The sequence below is a fragment of the Bradyrhizobium sp. C9 genome (assembly GCF_002532045.1).
Taxonomy (GTDB): domain Bacteria; phylum Pseudomonadota; class Alphaproteobacteria; order Rhizobiales; family Xanthobacteraceae; genus Bradyrhizobium.
The window spans coordinates 42,601-64,144 of record NZ_NWTG01000026.1; the positions used below are offsets into that span (position 1 = coordinate 42,601).

Sequence of the window (21,544 nt, forward strand, 5' to 3'; positions counted from 1 at the left end):
CCACCATCTTTGCCTCGGAACGAAGCCGATGGGTTTCGCTTCGCTCTACCCATCCTACGCAGCTTCGCTCGTAACGACGACAGTCGTTACGCCGTCACCACACCCTGGCTCTTCCGCAACCCCATATATTGCAGCTCGGCGAACACGCCGGTGGCGATCGCCTGGGCGAGGATCACGATGGTCCCCAAGAGGTTCGGCGACACTGAGCCCGAGAGCAGCAGCGCGATGCTGGCAAGCGTCCAGGCGGCGTTGCCGGCGACCACCAGGATCACGGGTCCTTTCGGCAGCGAGGTTCGCGCGCCGAGCCAGCCAACGAATGCTGCGTAGGCAATCAGAAACAGCCCTGTCTCGCGCAACAGCGCTTCCGGCAGGCTAAGCAACGAGGCCAGCGCTCCGGCGTCGAGCACCATCGCGATGGCGGATACGCCGCTGAACACGGCATCGGCAAGCAAAGCGCGGCGCAGAAGGTGGGACGAATGGATCATGGCGGTGTCTCCTCTGGTTGGGATGGGATTGGTCAGCCGAACAGGGACTGCAACTGGCGCCACAGCCGGAACGGGCACAGCGCCCTGCCGACCCTCATCTCGACCGCATAGACCTGCGCGAACACGAACACGCCGGTGTCGTGCACGATCGGTTGGGGCATGTTGAGCGACCGCGCGACCAGCCAGGTGACCAGATGGACCAGCCAAGGGACTAGCCAAGCGATCAGGACGGCGAGGGCGCGGATAAGGGACAGCATCAGCATGGTCATCTCCTGTGCCGTGGAAGATGAGCCGGCCCGCGCGCCAATTCGATTACCTCAGGCGTAATGGAACGGGCGAATTTCGCATGGTAGGTTTTGCACCATGAACGCACATGCATCCCTGGCGCGGGCCGAGCCCGCAAAACCCGTCTTGATCGGCGAGCACCTGCGCGAATGGCGGCAGCGCCGCCATCTCAGCCAGCTCGACCTCGCCGTCGATGCCGAAATCTCGGCGCGGCATTTGAGCTTCGTCGAGACCGGCCGCTCGGCGCCGTCGCGCGACATGGTCCTCAAACTGGCGGAGCGCCTCGACGTGCCCTTACGCGAACGCAACGTGCTGCTGGTTGCTGCGGGTTTCGCACCCGCATTCCCGCAACGCTCGCTGGAGGATCCCGCGCTGAAATCGGCGCGCGAGGCGATCAACCTGGTGCTGAAGGCGCATGAGCCGAACCCGGCGCTGGCCTATGACCGGCACTGGAATCTGGTCTCCGCCAACCGCATGGTGGCGCCGCTGCTCGAGGGCGTGCCGCAGCGGCTGCTCGGCCAGCCCTTCAACATCCTGCGGCTGGCCTTCCATCCGGAGGGCCTTGCGCCGCGCACCGTGAACCTGGCGGAATGGGCCGCGCATCTGTTGGAGCGGCTGCATCGGCAGTGCGAGGCAACGGCCGATCCGGAGCTGCTCAAGCTCTATCAGGACCTGAAGTCCTATCCGATCCCGGCGCGGTCGGCCCCGATCACCCCCGACAACAACGTCGCGCTCCCGTTCAAGCTCCGCCTCAATGGCGAGATCCTGAGCTTCATCTCGACCACCATGGTGTTCGGCACCCCGGTCGACATCACGCTGCAGGAACTGGCGCTGGAGACGTTCTTTCCGGCCGACGAACTGACCGCCGAGCGGATGCGGCAGATGGCAGCCAGTATGAAATAGCGGCTTGTCTCGGGACGCTTTCGGCCTACTTTTGGGGTTCCAATTCCGCCGGGAACCCTGCCATGAGCGATCTGAAGCCGCTTCGCCTCGATATCGTCTCCGACGTCGTTTGCCCCTGGTGCTACATCGGCAAGCACCGCATCGAGGATGCACTCAAGCTGGTGCCCGATGTGCCGGTCGAGGTGCACTGGCGGCCGTTCTTCCTCAACAATTGGGTGCCGCGCGAGGGCATCAGCCGCGACGAATATCTCACGGCAAAATTCGGCTCGGTCGAGGCCTACAAGGGCATCGCCGGCCGCGTGGTCGCCGCCGCCAATGAGGAGGGGCTGACCTACCATCCCGAGCTCGTCAAGCGGCAGCCCAACACGATCGACTGCCACCGCCTGATCCACTGGGCCGAGGCCAAGGGCAGGGCGGCCGAGATGAAGCAGCGGCTGATGGAGCTGTATTTCCGCGACGGCGGCGATCTCACCGACAACGATGTACTGGTGCAGGCGGCAGCCGATGTCGGGCTCGACGCCGACGACGTGCGCAAGCGTCTTGCTACCGACGAGGATGTGGCGCTGGTCTCCGCGCAAGCCCAGGAAGCGTCCGAGAAGGGGATATCGGGCGTGCCGACCTTCGTGTTCGCGCAGAAATACGCGGTGTCCGGCGCCCAGCCGGCCGAGCAGCTCGCCCGTGCCATCCGCCAGGTCTCGGCCGAGATCAACGCGCAGGCGGCCGAGTAGTCCGAAGTTCTTCACGAAAGCCCGGCACATGCCGGGCTTTTTCGTTTGACCATACGATCCATCGGAAACAACCAGGGAGACCATCATGATCTATGAGCTGCGCACCTACACGGTACGTCCAGGGACCGTCGGCGAGATGGTGAAGGCGGCGAGCACGATCTCGCGCGACATCCGCGCCGACAATTTCGGCAAGCTGGAAGGCTACTGGATCACCGAGATTGGGCCGCTCAATCAGGTCATGCACATGTGGAGCTACGCCGATCTCAACGAGCGGACCCGGCTTCGCGCCGAGCTTGCGAAGAATCCGCGCTGGACCGGCGAGTACATTCCGGCGATCCGTCCGCTCCTCGTGCGCCAGGAGGTCCGGCTGATGAATGCGATCATTCCGCCGGTGGCACCGGCCACCAACGGCAACATCTACGAATTCCGCAACTATCGCGCCAAGCCGCTCGGCGCCGCCAAGCAATGGCTCGATCTGATCACCGGCGTGCTGCCGGAGCGTGAGAAATACTCCAAGATCGTCGGCCTCTGGCACACCGATTCCGGGCAGCCCAACGAGGTCTGCCATATCTGGGCCTATCCCGATCTCAACGCCCGCGCTGCTGCGCGGGGCGGCGCGATGAAGGATCCGGCGTGGCTGGAATTCCTGAGCAAGGGCACGCAGCTGCTCGAGGAGATGCACTCGACCATCATGCTGCCGGCCCCGCACTCGCCGCTGCAGTAAGGCGAGCCCGCGCCGAGGATGGTCGGGCCGGACGTACAGCGGCAGAAAGCCTCACCCGATGCTTCCATCAGGTGAGGCTTTCCAGGCAAGGGCATGTGCTGTCTGAGAAACAGCGCCCCTCAACGCTAGAAGGGCCAGCTGACACCAACCTGACGGCGGGAACTTATTGTTTCCTGATGTGTCTGCATGGCTACGAAAAGGTAAACCATCGGCAACTGTGGAGGAGCCGAACTCGTTGTGCCGAACTGTCCGGCGCATTACCGAGACCAGGGCGGCATCAGGTTGCGTGATGCCGCTTCGTCCAGCACGGCGAACTGCTCCGCACCGTCCTCGAACGCCGCGACCACGTCCGCGAGCCGGTCCAGTTCGGCAAGGGCGTCGGCCTTCAAGACCTTGCTGGCCGGCGCAGCCTCGCGCCAGCTATCCCAGGCCGACATTTGCCGGTTCGTGAGCGACAGCAGGTCGCGGTAGACGTTGACGTGAAGAAACCACAGACCGGTGGCCGCGCCGTGTCCGAACGCTCCGGCAGCCACCGCGTTGCTTCTCGCCATCCGCCACGCCTGCGATGCGGTCAGAAACGCATCGCGCGGCAGGTTCGCGCTGTCAAATGTGATCTGCATTTGTTCAATCTGAAGCGCATCGAGCTGCGCGTCGGCCTGCAGCCAGCGCCGGTCGCCTGGTGTCCAATATTCGCAGATCCAATGGTCATGATAGATGTCGTCGCCGATGTAAGTCGCAAAACCGCAGCGGACCCGCGCCGGGATCGATCGCCTTCGGAGCATGCTGCACAGCAGGAGCGCGTAGTCGCGACAGGTGCCGAACGTGCGGCTGCGCGGCGGGCGTGCCACGGTCAGCGGACCGGCGAACGACGCCAGGATCAGCTTCAAGCGATCTGCGACCGGCTGGGTTTGCCGGATCATCGGGAAGTCAGGCGGAATGCCGTACCGCTCCGCCAGCGCGACGTGAATGATCAGCCCCGAGACGATTTCGCACAGTCCGGAGACCGTCTCCGGCAAATCGTCATACGCATCGGCCAACTCGCCGGGGTCGGTCAACGCGTCCTGCTGGACGTAGCATTCTTGGATCGTCACGTTCCCGCCCGATCACGACGTTAGCGGCTCAAGGCCGTCATGCGCAGCCTATCGATCCGCGCGGGCTCGCGTAAAGGGGGACCGTGCTATCCGGGCTTGCCGCGCCGGCTGCGGATGAAGTGGATGGCGCTGCGTGCGGCCTCGTAGGCGAAATTGTTCAGGGTCAATGCGGCATGAACGGCGGCGACCAGCGGATCCCGCCGCCGCAGCGGCAGCAGCACGTCGCCGATCGCGAAGCGGCCGCGCCAGATCGGGTCGATCATGGGGTGGCCGGGCGCAGCGGTGGAATCGGCCGAATTGATCGCGGGATCGGCGCAGAGATGGCGCGTCAGCTCCAGCGTCAATTGTGCGCCTGGCGAATGCTTTGCAAAACGCTCGTCGATGCCGATCTTGAAGAAGAAGGCGCGGTCCTGGTGGCGCACCACGATGCCGCCTGCGACCGGCGTGCCGCCCGCATGCAGGGTGACGATCTCGCAGCGGCCGGTCTCGGCCAGCGCCGAAGTGGCGCGGCGGATGAAGGCCGCGTCGCCGGCATGCTGGCTGAGCGCGGTGCCGCGCTGGCCTTTCCAGCCGCCGGCTTCGAGCGCAAGGAATGTCTCGAGCGCCGCCGCGATGTCGCGCGGCGTGCGCGCGACGTCGAAGCGCACCGCGCCGTGGTCGGACAGGCGATGGTGCTGGCGGCGCAGCTCCTTCAGCTTCTTGGGCCCTAGCGCGTCGCGCAGCAATTCATCGGCATCGCGCGTCGCATCGAGCTGCGCGCGTTGATAGGTGCTCAGCGGGCGCGGCTGCAAACCGTCGCGCGCGAGCACCGCGCGGATCGCCGCCATGGCCGGGCCCTCGAGCGACATGGTGCGCAGGATCAGCGCATGCGCGCCGGCGTTGCGTGCCTGCTGCAGCATCTTGCCGGCGGCCTGCTCTGCGGCGTCGCGGTCGAGCAGCGGCGTGCACAGCGTGCCGTAGGGTTCGGCGCCGACCAGTGCGGGCAGGGGGACCCGGTAGATTCGCCGCATCGGGATGACCGGCAGCAGACCGATCAATTGCCCGGCATCGCCGGTGGCGCTGAGCAGCGATGCGCCGGTGCGGCCGCGGGCGGAGGCATCGACCGCCAATTCCCAGTCGGGCTGATAGTAGCCATTGGCCTCGATCGCGCGCTCGGCCAGCGCCCGCCATGCGCCGACCGGCGCGGCTGACAGCGGCGGCAACGCGCGATCATCCGTGGCATCCTTGCGCGATGCCCGGCGGATCATTGCCTGGTCAGCAATATCGGCCACGTCCCATGTTTCCCCGGTCTGCAAGGCTGGTCGGTCTTGCGTTCATCGCGGGTAACGCTAGCGGAGAGAGATGGAAAATGCCGTTGAGGCCATCCGGCAATTTGAGCGGTAATGTTAACGGGCGGTTCAGCATACCGCCGCGCCAACCCATGGCGCGGCGCTCATGCTCCAAGCGGGCTCGGCCTATGACCCTTCCGCTTCCATCTGCCGCAGGGCAGCCTTGAGCAGAAGCGTGAGGCAATCCTTCGCCTCGGGAATACTTCGGTTCGGATAGGTGCGCAGCGACTGCCACATCTCCCAATCGACCAGGGTCGCAAGGGCAACGAGCCATTTCTGCCGTGCCTCGGCGGACACCTGCTCAAGTTCAGTGGCGAACCACTGGCCGACCACGTCGCGAAAGGCCTTGCGTACCCGCAGACGGTGCTTCTGCAGCAGCGGCGAGGTCTCGATCATCGCGTTGGACGCACGACGATGCGGCGTCATTCGCTCCAGCGCCTGGGCCCGCATATCGATGAACTGCGCAACGCGAACGTCCACCGCGCCGTGCAGGACGGATTTCGCAGGCGGCGGCTCGATCGATTCAGGGGGCGTCAACTCGTCGAGCACCGCCTGCGTGAGCTGTCCCTTCTCCGGGAAATGCAGAAACAGCGTGCGTATCGAAACGCCAGCCCGCTCCGCGATCTGTTGCGCCGATGGACGTGCCGAGCCCTCATTCTGAAGCGCGATGCACGCGGAGACGATATTGCCGCGGGTGACCTGCGTGCGCTGTCGCCGGCCGTCGGCCGACTTGGCGGAAGAGAGACCTGATGTCGAGCGGGAAACCATACAATCGCGGTCCTTCAAAAGCTTGATTGCCTCTTGGCAAAATCGAGCACGAGAAAATATTCGCGGCTAGCCAGACAGAGCGGATTTTTCCCGCTCCGGCAAGTCCTTCGCATCCCGCGTGTTGCGGGATCGCGATGTGCCGCGGCATCGATGGCGGCTTGACACCGCTCGAGCGGGCGGAATATTTTTGCATAAAGATATGCAAATATATTCCAGGACGAAGCCCGTCCGAAGCGAGCCGACCGGGGAGGAGCCATTGCCGGACACCAACTATCGGGTGCTGCGGTTTGACGAGCTGATCGTTCAACCGAACCGCGGCGAGGAGATCGCCGCGACGCTCAAGGCCGACGGCGAACCGTCCGATGCACAGGTGCTCGGTGTCTTCGTGCCGCTGATCGGTATCTCGAGCAACGTCGTCACCGTCGCTACAAGCTGGACGGGCGAACCCACACCGCATGCCTATGAGGGCGCCAACCTCGTCGGCAGCCGCAGTCGCCTGTTCGATGTCCTGGCGCGCGGACAGGAGCCATGTTCTGCCGAGGGCATCTACACCCACCGCTGGTTCGTCGTCGCGCCGGATCAGGTGCGGGCGCTGACGGAGATGAGCGTCGAGGCGTGGAAATCGTCGGAAGCCGACACTGCGATGCGCATCGCCGGCTTCTGGCGCTGCCGCGAGCTGAATGCCAGTGGCGAGGCGGTGGTGCTGATGATCGTGAATTATCCCAGTCTCGAAGCATGGGATGAGAGCCGCTACTGGAAGCCGAAACCCGCGCACCAGGCGCAGCCGAACCGCAACGTCTGGGGCGGGCTGTTTGCGCGGCGGCGCGAGATCCTGCGCGATTCCTGGGTCACGGTGCACCGGCTGGCAACCTAGCGCGTCAAGCATCACCGGCGGCTTGACATCGCTCGAACCGCAAAATTATAACTGCATAAAAATATGCAATAATATTTCGGGAGGAGCACGATGTCGTTCAGCGGCAACAGGAGATCGCGGATTGGTCGGGCGGTCGTCGTTCTCCGGTGCATCGACGCGGCCGGCCGGTCGCTGTCGGTGCGCGTCGCTCGTGACTGACGAGGGCAGCATGGCGCGACAGATCATGGATCCCGGCTGGAAGGTCGTCATCGGCTCGGGAATTGGCATTTCGTTCGGCGCCGCGCCGATCTTCACCGCGGGCTTTGCACATCTGACCGGCGCAATGGCGCAAGACTACGGCTGGAGCCAGGGTGAGGTAGCCCGGGCCGCGACCATCGTGCTGTCGTCGACGATGGTCGCCTATTTGTTCTGCGCGTGGCCGCTCGATCGGCTGGGATCGCGAAAGTTCGCGCTGATCAGCATTGCCCTGTTCGCGGTGTCGCTCGTCATTCTGAGCCAGATTGGAAATTCGCTGCTGCAGTTCTATCTCGCGGCGGCGCTGTTCGGCTTTGTCGGCGCGGGCACCAATGTCGTGTCCTATGCAAAGGCGATCTCCCGCTGGTTCGACCAGCGACGCGGCCTGGCGCTCGGTCTCGCCGCGAGCGCGCAGGCCGCCGGCAGCTTCATCGTGCCGCTGGCCGCGCACGGGATCATCGCAAGATACGGCTGGTCGGCCTGCCTGCTGGCATTCGCCGCCTTCGAGCTTGTCGTCTGCCTGCCGCTCGTGGCGTGGCTGGTGGCGGACGGTCCGCCCGGCGGCGATCCGGCGTCGAGAACCGATGGGGCGCGGCCATCGACTGAGGTCCACGCACCGGAGGCCGGCATCAGCGCCGCCGAGATCATCGGCACTCCGACTTTCTGGAAGCTCGCGTTTTGCTTTGCCGTGATCGGGATGTCGTTCTATGCGATCGCGCCGAACGTCATGTACATCCTCAAGCGCCGCGCCGACGTGAGCGCCGCCGATGTGGCCTGGATTCAGGCGGCCGGCGCCGTCGCTGCGCTGTTCGGGCGAATTGTGGTCGGACATCTGCTCGACCGGTTGCACGCCCGCGTCGTCGGCATCTTGACCGTTCTGCTGATGGCACTGTCCGCGCTGATCAATGCCACCGCGGGCGGAGTGGTCCCGATGGTGCTCGCCTCGATCCTGATGGGGTTCTCGATCAGCGGGGAGGCGGACCTGATGCCCTATCTGGCCGGGCGCTATTTCGGCACCCGATCGGTCTCGAAGGTCTTCAGCTGGCTGCTGTTTGCGTTCTGCATCGGCGCGGCGATCGGCCCGGTCGCGTTCGTCTGGCTTTCGACATTGAGCGATAGCGTGGTCCTGCCGTTGCTGCTGCTGTCGGCCGTGCAGATCGTCCCCGTGATGCTGTTCCTGTCGCTTGGCCGCTACCGAACGCCGCCCGAGCGCGTCCAAAGCCTTGCCGTTGCGCTGACTTGAGCCTGGATCGATGGCCCTAACTGGAGACGAAAGATGACGCTCAGGGATTTGCCGCAGACATCTGCCGGCGCACCGCCGTCCCAGCCGATCCCGGAGGAAGCGAGCCTGGCCGCCGCGGCGGGCGAGGCCTTCGTCTATGCGTTGCCGCTGATCGAGATGGCCGCGGTTCGCCGCAACTCGCTTGGCCGCACCGGGCTACAAAATACGCTGTCGCATCAGCGCGACCTGATCGATCACAGGGCGCGCTGGGTCACGACGCCGAACAACGACACGCTGTATTCGATCGCATGGCTCGATCTGACGCAGGGCGCGGTCCGGCTGACGATCCCGCCGACCGGAGACCGCTATTTCTCCGCCGCGCTGATGGACTTGTACACCAATAACAATGCGGTGCTCGGCACCAGGACGATTGGCAATGCCGGCGGCACGTTCACGATCGTCGGACCGGATCAGACCGGTTCGGGCCCCGATGTCGTCCGCGTCGCGACCCCGCATGCGTGGCTGCTGATCAGAACATTGGTCGACGGCGTCGCGGATCTCGCAGCCGCGCGCCGGATTCAGGATGGCTTCAAACTGGACGGCCCGTCGGGTAGCCCGCCCAACGACCATGCGGAGCGCAACGCGGCGACGCCGGCGTTGTTCGCGAGCATTCAGGGCTTGATGGCGTCGGACCCGCCCCCGGCGACCGATACCGCTGTTCTGCGTCGGATCGCAGCCGCGCTCCAGCTGCCGTCGCCGGCAGCCGCGGAGGCGATTGCCCAGGGTGTCGCCGCAGCGCGGACGGCACTGATGTCCGGCGGCAGGCGGTTGGAATTCATTGACGGCTGGAGCTATCCGCGCGCCAACCTCGGCAATTTCGATCAGGACTATCGCTACCGCGCCGCCGTGGCCTTGTGGGGCATCGGGGCGCTGCCGGTTGCCGAGGCGATGTACATGCGCGCCGCGGGAAATCTGGAGAACGGCTTCTTCGACGGCGCGGCTGGCTATCAGCTTCACTTGCCCGCCAGACTGCCGTTGAACGGCTTCTGGTCGCTGACGATGTACGAAGTCGCCGACGACAATCAGTTGTTCCTCACCGAGAACGCGCTGGGCCGCTACGCCATCGGCGATCGCACGGACGGCCTTCGGCGCAATGCCGACGGGTCGATCACCATCTGGATCGGGCGCGGCGATCCGGGCGGGGATCGAGCCGCCAACTGGCTGCCGGCGCCGAAGCGCGGACCGTTCAGCCTGATCATGCGCTGCTACCTACCGCGTCAGGAGATGCTGGCGGGACGCTGGCGCTTGCCGCCGGTCCGGGAGGCCGCCGGCTAGAGCATTCAAGGATCCGAAGGGATCGACAGGGGCGGATCGACAACAACAACAACGACAAGGGGGCGAGGATGATGCGGAAGGGCGTACTCCCGGGCGCAGTGGCCGGGCTGTTCTGTATGCTGGCAGCGGCACAGGCCGCCGATCAAACGACCGATGCAGCGCGCGAGATGCCGAAGAAGGCCGCGACGCTGAAGGCGCCGCCGCCGGCCGAAAAACCGTTCTTCCTGGCCAACGACAACCGCGTCACGGTTTCGCAATTCTCGGGAGGCGTTCCCGGCTACGCCAAGAACTCGCAGGGCACAACGCTCGCCTATACGCACTATGACACCTGGGCCTATGGCAGCAACAGCTTCTCGCTGCTGACGTCGAAATACGATCACGGAGCGGCGACCGCGCCATGTCTCGGGTCCGTGCTTGCGCCGACTGGACTCTGCGCCGGCGGCGTGGCGGCTTCTGCGTCGATCCGCAGCACGTTCGGATGGAACGAACTGTTCGACACCAACGCGTTCTCCGTCGGCCCGCTGACCAACATCTCGTTTCTCGTCGGGGCGGACGCTTCGCTCTCGAACATCTTCACCGCATCCAGCAACTACGATGTGCTTGCCGGTCTGCAGTTCGGCTTCAGCCTGCCGTACAGGGGCTATTTCAACGTCAGTCCGATGTACTTCCAGCGGATGCAGCACGGCGCCCAGCTCATGCCTCCGGGCTTCGGCGGCCCGGTGTCGATGCCGCCGCCTTATCCCGGCCTTCCCGACGGCGTGATGCACTTCTCGCCGACCTGGGGGCTCGATTTCAACTACTACATGGATCTCGGCTTCCTGCCCGAGACCCTGCAATATTTCTCGATCAGCGGGCGCGCGGCGATCCGCGGCGCGGACGGCAACGGCGGCTACGGCCCTTATCCGAGAAGCCCGCTCAGCAACCGGACCACCGGTTACGCGCTCGAGCCGGTCCGCCTGACGCTCGACGCCGGCAAGCTGTTCTGGGGCGCGAGCTACGCGCACCTCGTCGACGTCTGGGCTGCCTGGCGATACGAAAAGAACATCGGCGGCTATGCCGAGGCCTATGACACGTCCTGCATCACCAAGGGCGTCTACAATGGCAGCTGTTCCAGCAACGGCATCTACTACGGCATGACCGTGAAGCTGGGAGCTCCGGTGCCGGGAACGCCGGCCCTGTCACCGTTCGGCACGCCGTTCTTCACCAGCGTCGACAACAGCTTTACCTATGGCGTGCTGCCGAGCGCGACCGCTCCCGGCGAAACCGCAAAGACCGTAAAGCAGGTCTACGCCTTCACCCATACCGACAGCTGGGCCTATGGCACCAACCGTCTCTATGCCGAATTGCTGAAGTCCGATCACCGCGATCCGGCTTCGCCCTGTTCGGCGGTCTACAACCATCCGGTCTTCGGCGCCACTGCGCCTTGCTCGGGCAACATGGAGATCAACGCCTCGCTGCGCAGCACGATCGGGTTCAACGAAGTGTTCAACACCACGGCGTTCAGGGCAGGGGCGCTACGCAACGTGTCCTTCGAGATCGGCGCCGACGGGCGGACGACGCTGGGCTATGCGGCGCCGGCCAAGGAGGCGATCGTCGCTGGTTTGCAATTTGCATTCGACTTGCCGTTCAAGAGCTACCTGACGATCGCTCCGCTCTATTATCAGGAGTGGAATCATTCGGTCTATGCGGTTCCGAACAACGCGGGCAACAGTCCGTACGGCGTCGGACTATACGGCGTGCCGCCCTACAAGGGCCTGATGCCGGCCGGCTTCACCGGAACGGTCGACGGCAATCTGCACTACGATCCGACCTGGGCACTCGAGATCGATTACGGCAGTAGTCTCGGTTTTCTGCCGGAGGGCCTGCGCTACTTCTCGCTGAGCGGGCATGTCGGCATCTACGGACCAAAGGGCAATGGCGCCTATGGTGGCTATACGCTTCCGTCGAACTGGAACACCAAGACGGAGATCAATGCCGAGCCGGTCCGGTTGAGCTTTGACGCCAGCAAGGCGCTCTGGGGCGCGAAATACGCGCATTTCGTGGAGGCCTTCGTGGCGTACCGTTACTGGCACAACAAGTTCGGCCTTGACGGCGGCAACGCCGCCAACGGCATCTGCTTCTTTGCCAACGGTACCAGCAACAAGAGCTGCACCGAACAGACGGTCTACACCGGGGTGACCATGAAGTTCTGAGAAGATCTATGGCGACCACGGTGGACCGACGATGAAGCTGACGTCGTCGGTCCAAAGTGCCTCGTTGACCCAGGGATTGGTGCCGTCCCCGTCGCCTGCGATGTACTTCGTTGGGCCAGCGTTGCCGGCTGCTACGGCTTGGGGCTGCGTTGCGCTTCGAGCTGAACGGAGCTTTCGACCGGCTCATAAGTCTCGGTCACGCAATTGTCGTCAGCCTCCACCTGCCGGCGATCGAAGATCGCGCCGTCATTGATGAAGACGCGATAGGTCTGCGTCCCGAGCGGCTTGCCGATCACCGAAGTCAGTTCGGCGCGCACGCAGGCGGTCCAGCCGGTGCCGCGCGGGTCGTGCAGCGGAGCGGAGACCCGCACATGGGCCGGCTGCGAGCCGGCGGTGAACACCGAATCCAGCTTGCCGGCCACCAGCCGCTTGACATCCGGAGGCGTCTCGAGAGGCGCCGGCTCGGTGGCCTTGACCTTCAACATGTCGGGCCATACCGCGTGGCTGTCCGCAAGCCCGCAGCCGCTCAACATCAAGGCGGCGCCGGCCAGCAGCGCCGCCACTTGTACCTGTCCCTGTCCCATTCAGCTGATTTAATGTGCCGCCGCCAACATTGCGCCCCCCTGATGGGGCTGAATCCGCATCGCGCGGCGCTTTGTCGATCAACAAATGTCGAGCGACAAGCTATGTTTGGGGTTTAGATGTTGCCGGATGTTTCTACGGCTGCGGGGGGAGAGAGACTGACATGAAAAGCTTCACGGTTGCTGCCGTCATTCTGGCGCTGATTGCGACACCAACTTTGGCCCAGGGCCGGCGAGGCGGCGGGGGCGACGACAGGAAGACGGAGAAGAAGCCTCAGATCGACGAGAAGGCGTACAAGGCTGCACTCGATCGGATCCCCGAGCCCAAGGAGAAATACGATCCCTGGGGCGTCACCAAGCCGGCCGCGGATCCAGCGAAGAAGCCGAAATAGCCGGGCCCGTCTGATCCCTGCGACAATTCGGGCCCGAGAACGGGCGCCGGCGGCAGCAGATTGCCGCACACTGTGAACCTTCGCCTGACGGTCTTCGACCCATCTCCGATGCCATTGTCGGAGGCCGCCATGCTTCGCTGTTCCCTCCTTAGCCTGATCGTTCCGGCTGCGATCCTGTTCGGTGCCGTGCCGGCACTGGCGGAAAGCCGTCTGGCGCTGGTGATCGGGCAGTCCGCCTACAAGTCGGTGCCCGCGCTGCCCAATCCGGCCAACGACGCCAGGGCGATGTCACAAATGCTGACCGATGCCGGTTTTGCGGTGACGACGGCATCAGATCTGTCCCAGGATGAGATGCGCACAAGGATCAGCGACTTCGCCGGCCAGGTGGCGGCGAAGGGCGCCGACACTGTGGCGCTGGTGTTCTATGCCGGGCATGGTCTGCAGATCGACGGCGAGAACTATCTGGTGCCGGTCGATGTCGATCCGAAGCGCGAGGCCGACATCCCGATCCAGGCGGTTCGCCTCAACGACATCCTGAACACGCTGACCTCGGTGCCGAGCCGCATGCGCATCGTGCTGCTCGATGCCTGTCGCAACAATCCCTTCCCGGAGCTCAGCAAGACCGCCGGGCATGGGCTTGCCATCGTCGATGCCAAGATCGGCGCGCCCGGCACCTTCGTTTCGTTCTCGACGTCACCGGGCGCTGAGGCCGAGGACGGCAGCGGCGCCAACAGTCCTTACACGACCGCGCTGCTGGCTTCGGCGAAGGAGCCGGGGATTCCGATCGAGGACACCTTCAAGCGCGTCCGCCTGGCAGTGAACAAGGCGACCGACGGTCGCCAGACGCCGTGGGATTCCTCGTCGCTGACCGACGACTTCCGCTTCATGGCAGGTACGTCAGCATCGCCCGCGGCTACGCCCGCGCCGGCCGCGACCAAGCGCACCGTCGACGAGTGGAAACGCGAATTGCAGGGCAAGCCGATCGAGGTTGCCAACGAACTGATGGTGGTCGACGGCACCGATGAAGCCTATGAAGCCTTCGCCGCGATCTTCGCCGGCACGCCGCGCGGCTTGCAGGCGCGCGACTGGCTCGACCGGCATCGCCGCATGGTGGCCTGGAACGACGCCATCCTCGCCAATACCGCGGCGGCCTATCGCAGCTTCCTCGTGCTGTACCCCGACAGCGATCTCACGGCGACCGCCCGCAAGATGATCGAACGGTTGCGCTACCGTCCCGATCCGGCGCCGGGCCTCGCGCTCAGTGTGCCCGCGACCAACGTCGCGCTGGCGGCGCCGACCTGTCCCTGCAACACCGCGCCGCCGCCGGAGCAGCAGAAGGCTGCAGCGCCCGTGAAGAAGCGTGCCGATCCCGATCCGCCGCCGCGGCGCGCCGGCAAACGCCCGCCGCGCGTCGTGGTCGAGGACGACGTTGTGGTGGTGCGGCGGCCGCCTCCGGCCGTGGTCTATGAGCCGGTCGGGCCTCCGATCGGAATCGGGATCGGTATCGGCGGCGGTGGTTATCGCGGGCATTATGGCGGCGGTTATCGCAGGGGTGGATACTGACGCGGCAATCGCGTAAAGGCTTTCCCGCATGAGATGCGGCGTGTGATGATCGCATCTTGCGGGAGGACGCAATGCGGTCGCTGTTTCGCCTGCTTGCCGCGCTACTGCTGTGTGTACAGCCGGCGCTCGCCTGGGAGTATTGGGGCGGCGATCGCGGAGGCACACGCTTCTCGCCGCTGACACAGATCAGGACAGACAATGTCGGCACGTTGGTGCGCGGCTGGGAATTCCGCACCGGCGATCTCGACGCGCGTCCGCCCGAGGTCATGAAGCGCACCAAGTTCGAGGTGACGCCGCTGTTCGTCGAGGACAGCCTGATCTTCTGCACGCCGTTCAACGAAGTGATCGCGCTCGATCCCGGTACCGGCGCGCCGAAATGGCGGTTCGATCCGAAGATCAGCATGGCGCAGCGACCGGCCAATCGGTTTGTCTGCCGTGGTGTCGCGCACTGGACCGATGATCGCGCGGCGGATGGTGCGGCCTGCAAGTCACGCATCTTCACCGGCACCAACGACACGCGCCTGATCGCGCTCGATGCCAGGACCGGCAAGCCCTGCGCTGATTTCGGCAACAATGGCGAGATCAAGATCGACGCCGGCATGAAGCTGGAATGGCCCGGTGAGTTTCAGATCACGTCGGCGCCGGTGACGGGCCGCGGCGTGGTCGTGGTCGGGTCCGCGATCGGCGACAACCGGCGTGTCGATGCACCGGTCGGCGCGGTGCGCGCCTTCGATGCACGGACCGGCCAGCCGCGCTGGACCTTCGATCCGCTGGTGCATGCCGGCGTCGAGGCCGGCCACAGCAATGTCTGGGCGCCGATGTCGGTGGACGAGGAGCGGGGCCTGGTGTTCCTGCCGACGACATCGCCCAGTCCCGATTTCTGGGGCGGCAAGCGTCCCGGCAATGATGAGCACGCCAATTCCGTCGTCGCGCTGCGCATCGAGAGCGGCGAGCTCGCATGGGCGTTCCAGACCGTGCATCACGACGTCTGGGACTACGACCTGCCGGCACAGCCGACACTGGCGCGGATCGACACCGGCAACGGCATGCGCGACGTCGTGATCCAGCCGACCAAGCAAGGTTTTGTGTTCGTGCTCGATCGCGACACCGGCAAGCCGGTGTGGCCGGTCGAGGAGCGCGCGGTGCCGCAGAACGGCGCCGAGGGCGAGACCCTGTCGCCGACGCAGCCGTTCCCGACCCATGTGCCGCCGCTGCTGACCCAACGGATGACGGCCGATGATGTCGGCGGCCTGCTACCGGGCATCGGCAGCGCGGCGTGCGACAAGCTGCTCGCGAAATCCCGCAATGAGGGGCTTTACACGCCGCCGTCGACGCAGGGCACGATCATCTATCCGATGACCGGCGGCGGCGTGAACTGGGGCAGCGCGGCCTTTGATCCGGTCAACCAGATCCTGTTCGCCAATGTCAGCCACGCGGCGCATCTCATCACGCTGATTCCGCGCGATCAGGCCAAGGGCTTCAATCCGCCGCCCGGCCACGATTTCGGCCAGCAGCAGGGCGCGCCGTTTGCGATGTCGCGGGCGCTGGCGAGTACCGAGGTTGGGTCGCCGTGCAACAAGCCGCCGTGGGGCGAGACGGTGGCGGTCGATCTCAAGGCCGGCAAGATCCTCTGGCATTCGTCGGTCGGCACCAGCGAGGATCTCGCGCCGCTCGGCATCGCGCTCAATACCGGCACGCCGTTGCTCAGCGGCGTCGCGATCACCGCGGGCGGAGTGGTGTTCACCGGTGCGATGGACGCCTATCTGCGCGCGTTCGACGTCAAGTCGGGCCGGCAATTGTGGCTCGGCCGGCTTCCGGTGCCGGGCGTCGCCAATCCGATGACCTATCTCTGGAAGGGCGAGCAGTATGTCGTGATCGGCGCCGGCGGCCATTCCGAGGGCGGCACCTCGATCGGCGACAGCGTGGTGGCATTTCGCCTGCCGCGGCAGGGCGAGGGCGTTTCACTTCTCGCGCGCCTGATCGACTGGCCCGGCGGGCGGTTCACCGCCAAGGCTGTGGCCGCCGGTCTCGTGCTCGTGGCCCTCATTGCGCTGTTGTGGCGCTGGCGGCACAGCCGTCGCTCGCGATCCGCTTAGGTGGTCCCTGCTTCAGGTGCGCGCCCTCAAAATATCGAAAACAACCCCATGCAAAGTAGCCGGCGGCTGCCGGCGTTCGAAAAGCAACTTGACACGTCGGGCAACTCAGGCGTACATTTCTAATATTCCGAAATGATGCGGGCGCTGCCTCGCTCCGCTAAAGCGCGATGAATTCAGGTTGTTCGCCGCCTCTGACTGGTCCGGTACTGGGTGCAGTCCAGACTTCTCATCATCGATCCTCGACCGCCGCATTTGACCCAAAGCGGATATTCCGTGTCATCCCCCGGCGAATTTCTTAGGGATTGACAAATAACCCTGACGGACAAGCGTGAGCCGGTATCAGGAGATCGAGGAATGCAGAACGCGACAGTGGCTGCGATCGTGTACGAGCTTCTGTTCGAGGTTTATCGGAAGATTGATCTCGACCGAACGCAGGGTTGGCTCCAATCGCTTCCTGATGAAAATGGCACGCTGCATGAGGCGTTCTATGTCGAAGGTTCGGGGCGCTGGGAATGGCCCGCAGGGGTGCTGAACCAAGTTGGTGCTCTGAAGCCGCTTTACGAGCCGAACCCGCCTCGTTGGACAACGCGTCTTCCCGGCCAATCGAGAATCTTTTTTAAGCCCGTTGTGACCTTAGACGAATGCGAGGCCGCTAACTTTCTGAAGTTCGAGACTTTCGACAACTACTGTGTTGCGATGTTCGCCTTTGAGTACCTGCACAGCCATTTCGCGTCCCGTGGTGGGTTAGTAAATCTCGACATTCGCTCGCATCGCTTTCTGAAAGCCGTCGCGTCCCAAGATGATATCTTTCTAGTCGAGGATGACGGCGAAGTGAGGTTTGATCAGGCACGCTTCAACACGAAAGTCATGACGCGGTGGGACGAACTGGAGGTTCGCCGCATCCATCCCAAAAGCGGTGCTTAGTTCTGAAGCGAAGACGTTCTTGAATAGCAGCAGACCGAAGAAATGTCAGCTCCTGGCCCTTGGCGGGACATTCACCGATGCATCGCCGATGTTGGCTTTTGAGGGCGACACGGACTTCGCTATCGCCGCTCGCATATACTGGATTTTTGAGTACGCACCCTGTTCTCATCGCGTTTTAGCGCGACGCCATAACAAATCAGAAACACGGATTCTCAATCCGTGCACCGAAACGACGTGCGGGCCCACGCGCGCGATGTCATGCTTGCGTTCGCCGCGACGCTTCGCTTACGAGGTCGCGAGCGGACGCGCCAGGCTTCCGGCGCCTGTTCATTTTCAGATCATTGCCCATGGAGATTGCGATGAAGATCACTGCCTCGATCATGCTTGCCGCTGCGCTCGCGCTGTCGTCCGCGCCGGCCAATGCCACCGTGCTCGATCTCTCGACCATGACCTGCAAGCAGTTCGTCGAAGGCGGCGACGACACCATCAAGATGGTGCTGGTCTGGATGGACGGCTGGTACAAGGGCGATTCCGACGAGGCGATCATCGACACCGACGTGTTCACCGAGAACGCCAAGAAGTTCGGCACCTATTGCGGAAAGAACCCGACCATCAGCATCGTCAACGCCGCCGAGGCGGTGCTCGGCAAGTAGTTATCCCGGCAGCATCGCGAACGCGCTCGACACCATCGCCACCGGCTTGTTGTCGGTGGCGGAGAGCAGCGTGACGCGGCCGAAGCTCATGGTGCGGCCGAGCCGGACCACGCGCGCGTCGGCCAGCACATCGGAGGCGGTCGCCGCGCGCATGAAGTGCGTGGTCTGGTCGACCGTCGTCATCGGGCGATAGCCCTTGTTGGCCGCGAGATTGGCCAGCACCATCGCGGTGTCGGCGAACGCCATCAGCGCCTGGCCGCAGACGATGCCGCCCTGGCGGCACAGCCGCTCGGAAAACGGCATGCGCAGGATGGCGCCGGGCTGCCAGTCGGCATCGCCGCCGGCGGGCGGTGCGATGTCGAACTGCTCGATCGACAGATTGAGGTCCTGCACCCATGGCGCAAAGACGTCGCCGAGCACGCGTTTCGCGTCGTCGATCCCGAATTCATTGGCCTGCTGCATGACGTTCCGTTTCCTCCGCTGATGTTTCTTGCTTGCTGTCTATTGTCTAGAGCCTATCCCGTTCCGATTGTATCGGAACGGGGCTCTAGATTCTTGTTTTGACGCGTTTTCTTCACGCGAACCGGTATCCACTTCGCTCGAAAACGCTCTAGTTGCGCGTGACGTGCACGCGCGGTGTCTTGCCGTCATTCCACTTGCCGTCGATCGCCCGTTCGATCTGGGCGGCGAGCTGCAGCAGCAGGCCGTCATCGGCCTGCTTGCCGATCGCCTGGATGCCGAGCGGCAGGCCGTGCTCGTTGGTCGCGAGCGGCAGCGAGATCGCCGGGATGCCGCAGAGGTTGGCGAGCGGCGTGAAGGCGAAGTTGCGCCAGAGATTGCCGAACCAGTCCAGCACCGACGGGTTGTCGCTGATGGTGAGATATTCCCTGGTGCCGATCTTTGGCGTCGGCAGCGCGGTGATCGGCGTCAGGATGATGTCCCAATCCTCGAAGAAGGCGCCGAAGCCGCGCGCCGTGGTGTTGAACACAGCCTGCATGCGGGCGCGATCGGCAAAGCTGAAGTCGCGGCCATGCTCCCAGATGCGGATGTTGATCGGCTCGATCAGGTCCGCCGGCGGCCGCGTCAGTCCGCGCGCCGCGACCATGTTGCCGATCACGACGGCGAAATTGCTGATGTAGCAGGTGGTCTGCGCCGCGAAGGCTTCCGTGTAGTCGATCGACGGCAGGGCGTAGTCGACCTGATGGCCGAGGCCTTCGAGGAAGCGGCCGACCCGCTCGAGCTCGGCTGCGATATGCGGCGTCGCGCGATAGTCGCCCCATGTGTGCGACAGCGCGATTCTGAGCCGGCCGGGGTCGCGCGCGATCATCGCGGTATAGGGCTCCGGCGGAGTCCAGAACGGCATGAACTCGCCGGGTGCAGGTCCCCGGCAGGCATCGACGAAGGCGGCGGTGTCGCGCACCGAACGCGACTGGCAGCCCTGGATCGAGACGAGGCCGGTGAGATCGGACAGGTGCGGCGCGAGCGAGAACACGCCGCGCGACACTTTCAGCCCGATATTGCCGTTGACGCCGGCGGGAATCCGGATCGAGCCGCCGCCGTCGGTGGCATGCGCGATCGGAACGGCGCCGGCGGCAACCATCGCCGCGCTTCCGGCCGACGAGCCGCAGGTGGTGTAGTCGGTGTTCCAGGGATTGCGCGTGACATAGACCGCAGGGTTCTCGGCCGAGCTGCAGACCCCGAACTCCGGCGTGGTGGTGCGGCCGATCAGGTTGAGACCGGCCTTGCGCAGCTTCGTCGTCAGGAAGGTGTCGGCCGCGGCGCGGTTGCCGCGCATCATCAGCGAGCCCATCTCCTGCAGCCGGCCCTTCAGCGTGGGGCCGAGATCCTTCATCAGGAAGGGCAGGCCGGCGAACGGCCCGTTGAGATCGGCGCCGTCGCGCGCGGGATCGGCGATCACGTCGTCGAACAGCTCGACCAAGCCGGAGAGCGCCGGATCGACCTTGGCCGCGGCGGCGGCAGCCTGTGCCGCCAGCTCCCGCGGCGTCAGCTCGCCATTCCGGACCCGATCGGCGAGCGCCGTCCCGTCATGCCGCGTCCATTCGTCCCAGCTCATCGCCAAAGTCATTTCGATTCCTTTTCTGCTTTGTTGCGCAGTGTAGTTTGGGGGGCTGCCCGGTCAAACCCATCGCGCGGGCGCTGCTGTCCGACGCGCTTGCGCGGCGTTCCGATGCACCCTGCGCTGCGTTCCGACGCGCTTGCGCTGCGTTGCAAGCGCCGTGCCCGGCTTGAAAATGCCCCAGTTTTGGCGCCCAATTGCCCCTCGTCAGTGGTGGGGGCGTCCATGTTCCGCAGGTTGGTATTGCTGGGCGGCGTGATCGCGATCGGGCTTGCGCTCGGTAGCTGCACGCGATGCGGTCCGATCTGGGACGACTGGATGCAGTCGCCGAAATCCTGCAAGTCAGACAATCTCTAGGGCAGGGCAGGTACGCTTGTCATGGCCACGCTTGGCGGCGGCTTTCTTGCGGTGATATACCGCTGGCGAAAATGCAGGGAGCGTTCTTATGAGAGTTTTGGGCGCAGTTGCGGTCGCGGTGCTGTTGTCGGCGCCGGCCTATGCGCAGATGCCGAACGTCAATCTGATGCCTGAGGTCAAGACCAAGACCCAGGAAGAGAAGGATCAGGACGCGATCAACGACCGGGCCTACAAGAACTCGCTGAGCAAGATTCCGGATGCCAAGGGATCGTCCGATCCCTGGGGCGCGGTGCGCAGCGATGCGCCGCCGAAGGCGGCGGCCCACCCGGCCAAGCCGAAGACAAAGACCGGAAGCTCCGTGCAGCCCGGAAACTCCGCGCAGCGCAGCCAGTAAGCCCGTTCGGGTCGGCCTGGCCGGTTTCCCGCAGACTCGGATTCTCGTGGCGACACCCCTATATTAGCGGCGTCGTCAGTTGGTTCGGAGTTGCGGTGATGGTGTTTCGTCCGCGCGATCTCGCCAGCCGGATGGCCGCACGGCGCAAGCCGGATGACGGCTATCTGCGCGAGACCTTCAGCCTGCCGCGCGACCAGGCCCGCCTGCGGGCGCGCGACTTTCTCAAGCGCTACCCGAAGGCCGCCTATATGAGCGCGGTCGAGAGCTGGCGCGAACTGCCCGGCGGCGACATCGAATTCACGATGCGGCGGCTGGCAAGCGCGGACTGAGGCCTGCCG

Annotated in this window: 23 protein-coding genes; 15 read left to right on the top strand and 8 right to left on the bottom strand. The window is 64.7% G+C overall.

The annotated features are described in order from the left end of the window. Positions 1–86: 86 nt before the first annotated feature. Together CO675_RS33270 and CO675_RS33275 are read right to left on the bottom strand one after the other, a co-directional pair. Complete coding sequence (locus CO675_RS33270; RefSeq protein WP_097676032.1) at positions 87–485, bottom strand: hypothetical protein; 399 nt, start codon at positions 483–485, stop codon at positions 87–89. Positions 486–517: 32 nt separating this feature from the next. Beyond that, the gene (locus tag CO675_RS33275; RefSeq protein ID WP_097676033.1) at positions 518–754 is read right to left on the bottom strand and encodes a hypothetical protein; all 237 of its coding nucleotides are present in this window, start codon (positions 752–754) and stop codon (positions 518–520) included. Between the two features lie 94 nt (positions 755–848). Between CO675_RS33275 and CO675_RS33280 the strand changes: the two genes are divergently transcribed. The 3 genes from CO675_RS33280 to CO675_RS33290 all read left to right on the top strand — a co-directional run bounded on the left by CO675_RS33280 (position 849) and on the right by CO675_RS33290 (position 3,125). Beyond that, positions 849–1,673 (top strand): helix-turn-helix domain-containing protein, encoded by an 825-nt coding sequence (locus CO675_RS33280; RefSeq protein WP_097676035.1) that lies wholly within the window; start codon positions 849–851, stop codon positions 1,671–1,673. Between the two features lie 62 nt (positions 1,674–1,735). Then, entirely contained in the window at positions 1,736–2,401 is a 666-nt protein-coding gene (locus CO675_RS33285; protein WP_097676037.1) for a DsbA family oxidoreductase, read from the top strand. An 85-nt stretch (positions 2,402–2,486) separates the two neighbouring features. Then, complete coding sequence (locus CO675_RS33290) at positions 2,487–3,125, top strand: NIPSNAP family protein (RefSeq protein WP_097676038.1); 639 nt, start codon at positions 2,487–2,489, stop codon at positions 3,123–3,125. Between the two features lie 257 nt (positions 3,126–3,382). Here CO675_RS33290 and CO675_RS33295 read toward each other — a convergent pair whose 3' ends face one another. From CO675_RS33295 to CO675_RS33305, 3 genes are all read right to left on the bottom strand, one after another. Further along, the gene (locus CO675_RS33295) at positions 3,383–4,180 is read right to left on the bottom strand and encodes a transglutaminase domain-containing protein (protein ID WP_158231339.1); all 798 of its coding nucleotides are present in this window, start codon (positions 4,178–4,180) and stop codon (positions 3,383–3,385) included. 122 nt (positions 4,181–4,302) lie between these two features. After that, a complete protein-coding gene (locus CO675_RS33300) occupies positions 4,303–5,487 on the bottom strand; it encodes a GNAT family N-acetyltransferase (protein ID WP_097676042.1) in 1,185 nt (394 codons plus the stop codon). A gap of 183 nt (positions 5,488–5,670) precedes the next feature. Then, positions 5,671–6,330, bottom strand: a complete 660-nt coding sequence (locus CO675_RS33305; RefSeq protein ID WP_143279183.1) for a TetR/AcrR family transcriptional regulator — start codon at positions 6,328–6,330, stop codon at positions 5,671–5,673. Between the two features lie 238 nt (positions 6,331–6,568). Between CO675_RS33305 and CO675_RS40740 the strand changes: the two genes are divergently transcribed. The 4 genes from CO675_RS40740 to CO675_RS33320 all read left to right on the top strand — a co-directional run bounded on the left by CO675_RS40740 (position 6,569) and on the right by CO675_RS33320 (position 12,169). Beyond that, positions 6,569–7,186, top strand: a complete 618-nt coding sequence (locus CO675_RS40740; RefSeq protein ID WP_158231340.1) for a hypothetical protein — start codon at positions 6,569–6,571, stop codon at positions 7,184–7,186. A 208-nt stretch (positions 7,187–7,394) separates the two neighbouring features. Then, positions 7,395–8,663, top strand: coding sequence for an MFS transporter (locus CO675_RS33310; RefSeq protein WP_158231341.1), 1,269 nt, complete (start codon positions 7,395–7,397; stop codon positions 8,661–8,663). A 33-nt stretch (positions 8,664–8,696) separates the two neighbouring features. Beyond that, positions 8,697–9,977, top strand: coding sequence for a DUF1254 domain-containing protein (locus CO675_RS33315; RefSeq protein WP_097676046.1), 1,281 nt, complete (start codon positions 8,697–8,699; stop codon positions 9,975–9,977). 68 nt (positions 9,978–10,045) lie between these two features. Beyond that, positions 10,046–12,169, top strand: a complete 2,124-nt coding sequence (locus CO675_RS33320) for a hypothetical protein (protein ID WP_097676047.1) — start codon at positions 10,046–10,048, stop codon at positions 12,167–12,169. A gap of 131 nt (positions 12,170–12,300) precedes the next feature. On the opposite strand, the gene CO675_RS33325 is transcribed toward CO675_RS33320, so the two are convergent. Next, a complete protein-coding gene (locus CO675_RS33325; RefSeq protein ID WP_245453030.1) occupies positions 12,301–12,732 on the bottom strand; it encodes a hypothetical protein in 432 nt (143 codons plus the stop codon). Positions 12,733–12,914: 182 nt separating this feature from the next. Here CO675_RS33325 and CO675_RS33330 point away from each other — a divergent pair, with 182 nt between their 5' ends. From CO675_RS33330 to CO675_RS33350, 5 genes are all read left to right on the top strand, one after another. Further along, positions 12,915–13,142 (top strand): hypothetical protein, encoded by a 228-nt coding sequence (locus CO675_RS33330; RefSeq protein ID WP_097676049.1) that lies wholly within the window; start codon positions 12,915–12,917, stop codon positions 13,140–13,142. A gap of 129 nt (positions 13,143–13,271) precedes the next feature. Next, entirely contained in the window at positions 13,272–14,705 is a 1,434-nt protein-coding gene (locus CO675_RS33335; protein WP_097676050.1) for a caspase family protein, read from the top strand. A gap of 71 nt (positions 14,706–14,776) precedes the next feature. Beyond that, entirely contained in the window at positions 14,777–16,801 is a 2,025-nt protein-coding gene (locus tag CO675_RS33340; RefSeq protein WP_097676051.1) for a pyrroloquinoline quinone-dependent dehydrogenase, read from the top strand. Between the two features lie 354 nt (positions 16,802–17,155). Continuing rightward, positions 17,156–17,725, top strand: a complete 570-nt coding sequence (locus tag CO675_RS33345; RefSeq protein WP_097676052.1) for a hypothetical protein — start codon at positions 17,156–17,158, stop codon at positions 17,723–17,725. Between the two features lie 359 nt (positions 17,726–18,084). Beyond that, positions 18,085–18,378 (top strand): HdeA/HdeB family chaperone, encoded by a 294-nt coding sequence (locus tag CO675_RS33350; protein ID WP_028339845.1) that lies wholly within the window; start codon positions 18,085–18,087, stop codon positions 18,376–18,378. Here CO675_RS33350 and CO675_RS33355 read toward each other — a convergent pair whose 3' ends face one another. Then, positions 18,379–18,840 (bottom strand): PaaI family thioesterase, encoded by a 462-nt coding sequence (locus CO675_RS33355; protein WP_097676053.1) that lies wholly within the window; start codon positions 18,838–18,840, stop codon positions 18,379–18,381. A 148-nt stretch (positions 18,841–18,988) separates the two neighbouring features. Then, positions 18,989–20,464 carry an amidase gene (locus CO675_RS33365; protein WP_198964835.1) on the bottom strand — a complete coding sequence of 492 codons (1,476 nt, stop codon included), beginning with the start codon at positions 20,462–20,464 and terminating at the stop codon, positions 18,989–18,991. A 216-nt stretch (positions 20,465–20,680) separates the two neighbouring features. On the opposite strand from CO675_RS33365, the gene CO675_RS33370 reads away from it, so the two are divergent. From CO675_RS33370 to CO675_RS33380, 3 genes are all read left to right on the top strand, one after another. Further along, positions 20,681–20,812, top strand: a complete 132-nt coding sequence (locus tag CO675_RS33370) for a peptidylprolyl isomerase (protein WP_198964836.1) — start codon at positions 20,681–20,683, stop codon at positions 20,810–20,812. A gap of 88 nt (positions 20,813–20,900) precedes the next feature. Continuing rightward, positions 20,901–21,206 (top strand): hypothetical protein, encoded by a 306-nt coding sequence (locus tag CO675_RS33375; RefSeq protein ID WP_097676055.1) that lies wholly within the window; start codon positions 20,901–20,903, stop codon positions 21,204–21,206. Between the two features lie 98 nt (positions 21,207–21,304). Further along, positions 21,305–21,535: a hypothetical protein gene (locus tag CO675_RS33380; protein WP_097676056.1), complete on the top strand. Its 231-nt coding sequence runs from the start codon at positions 21,305–21,307 to the stop codon at positions 21,533–21,535. Positions 21,536–21,544: the final 9 nt, after the last annotated feature.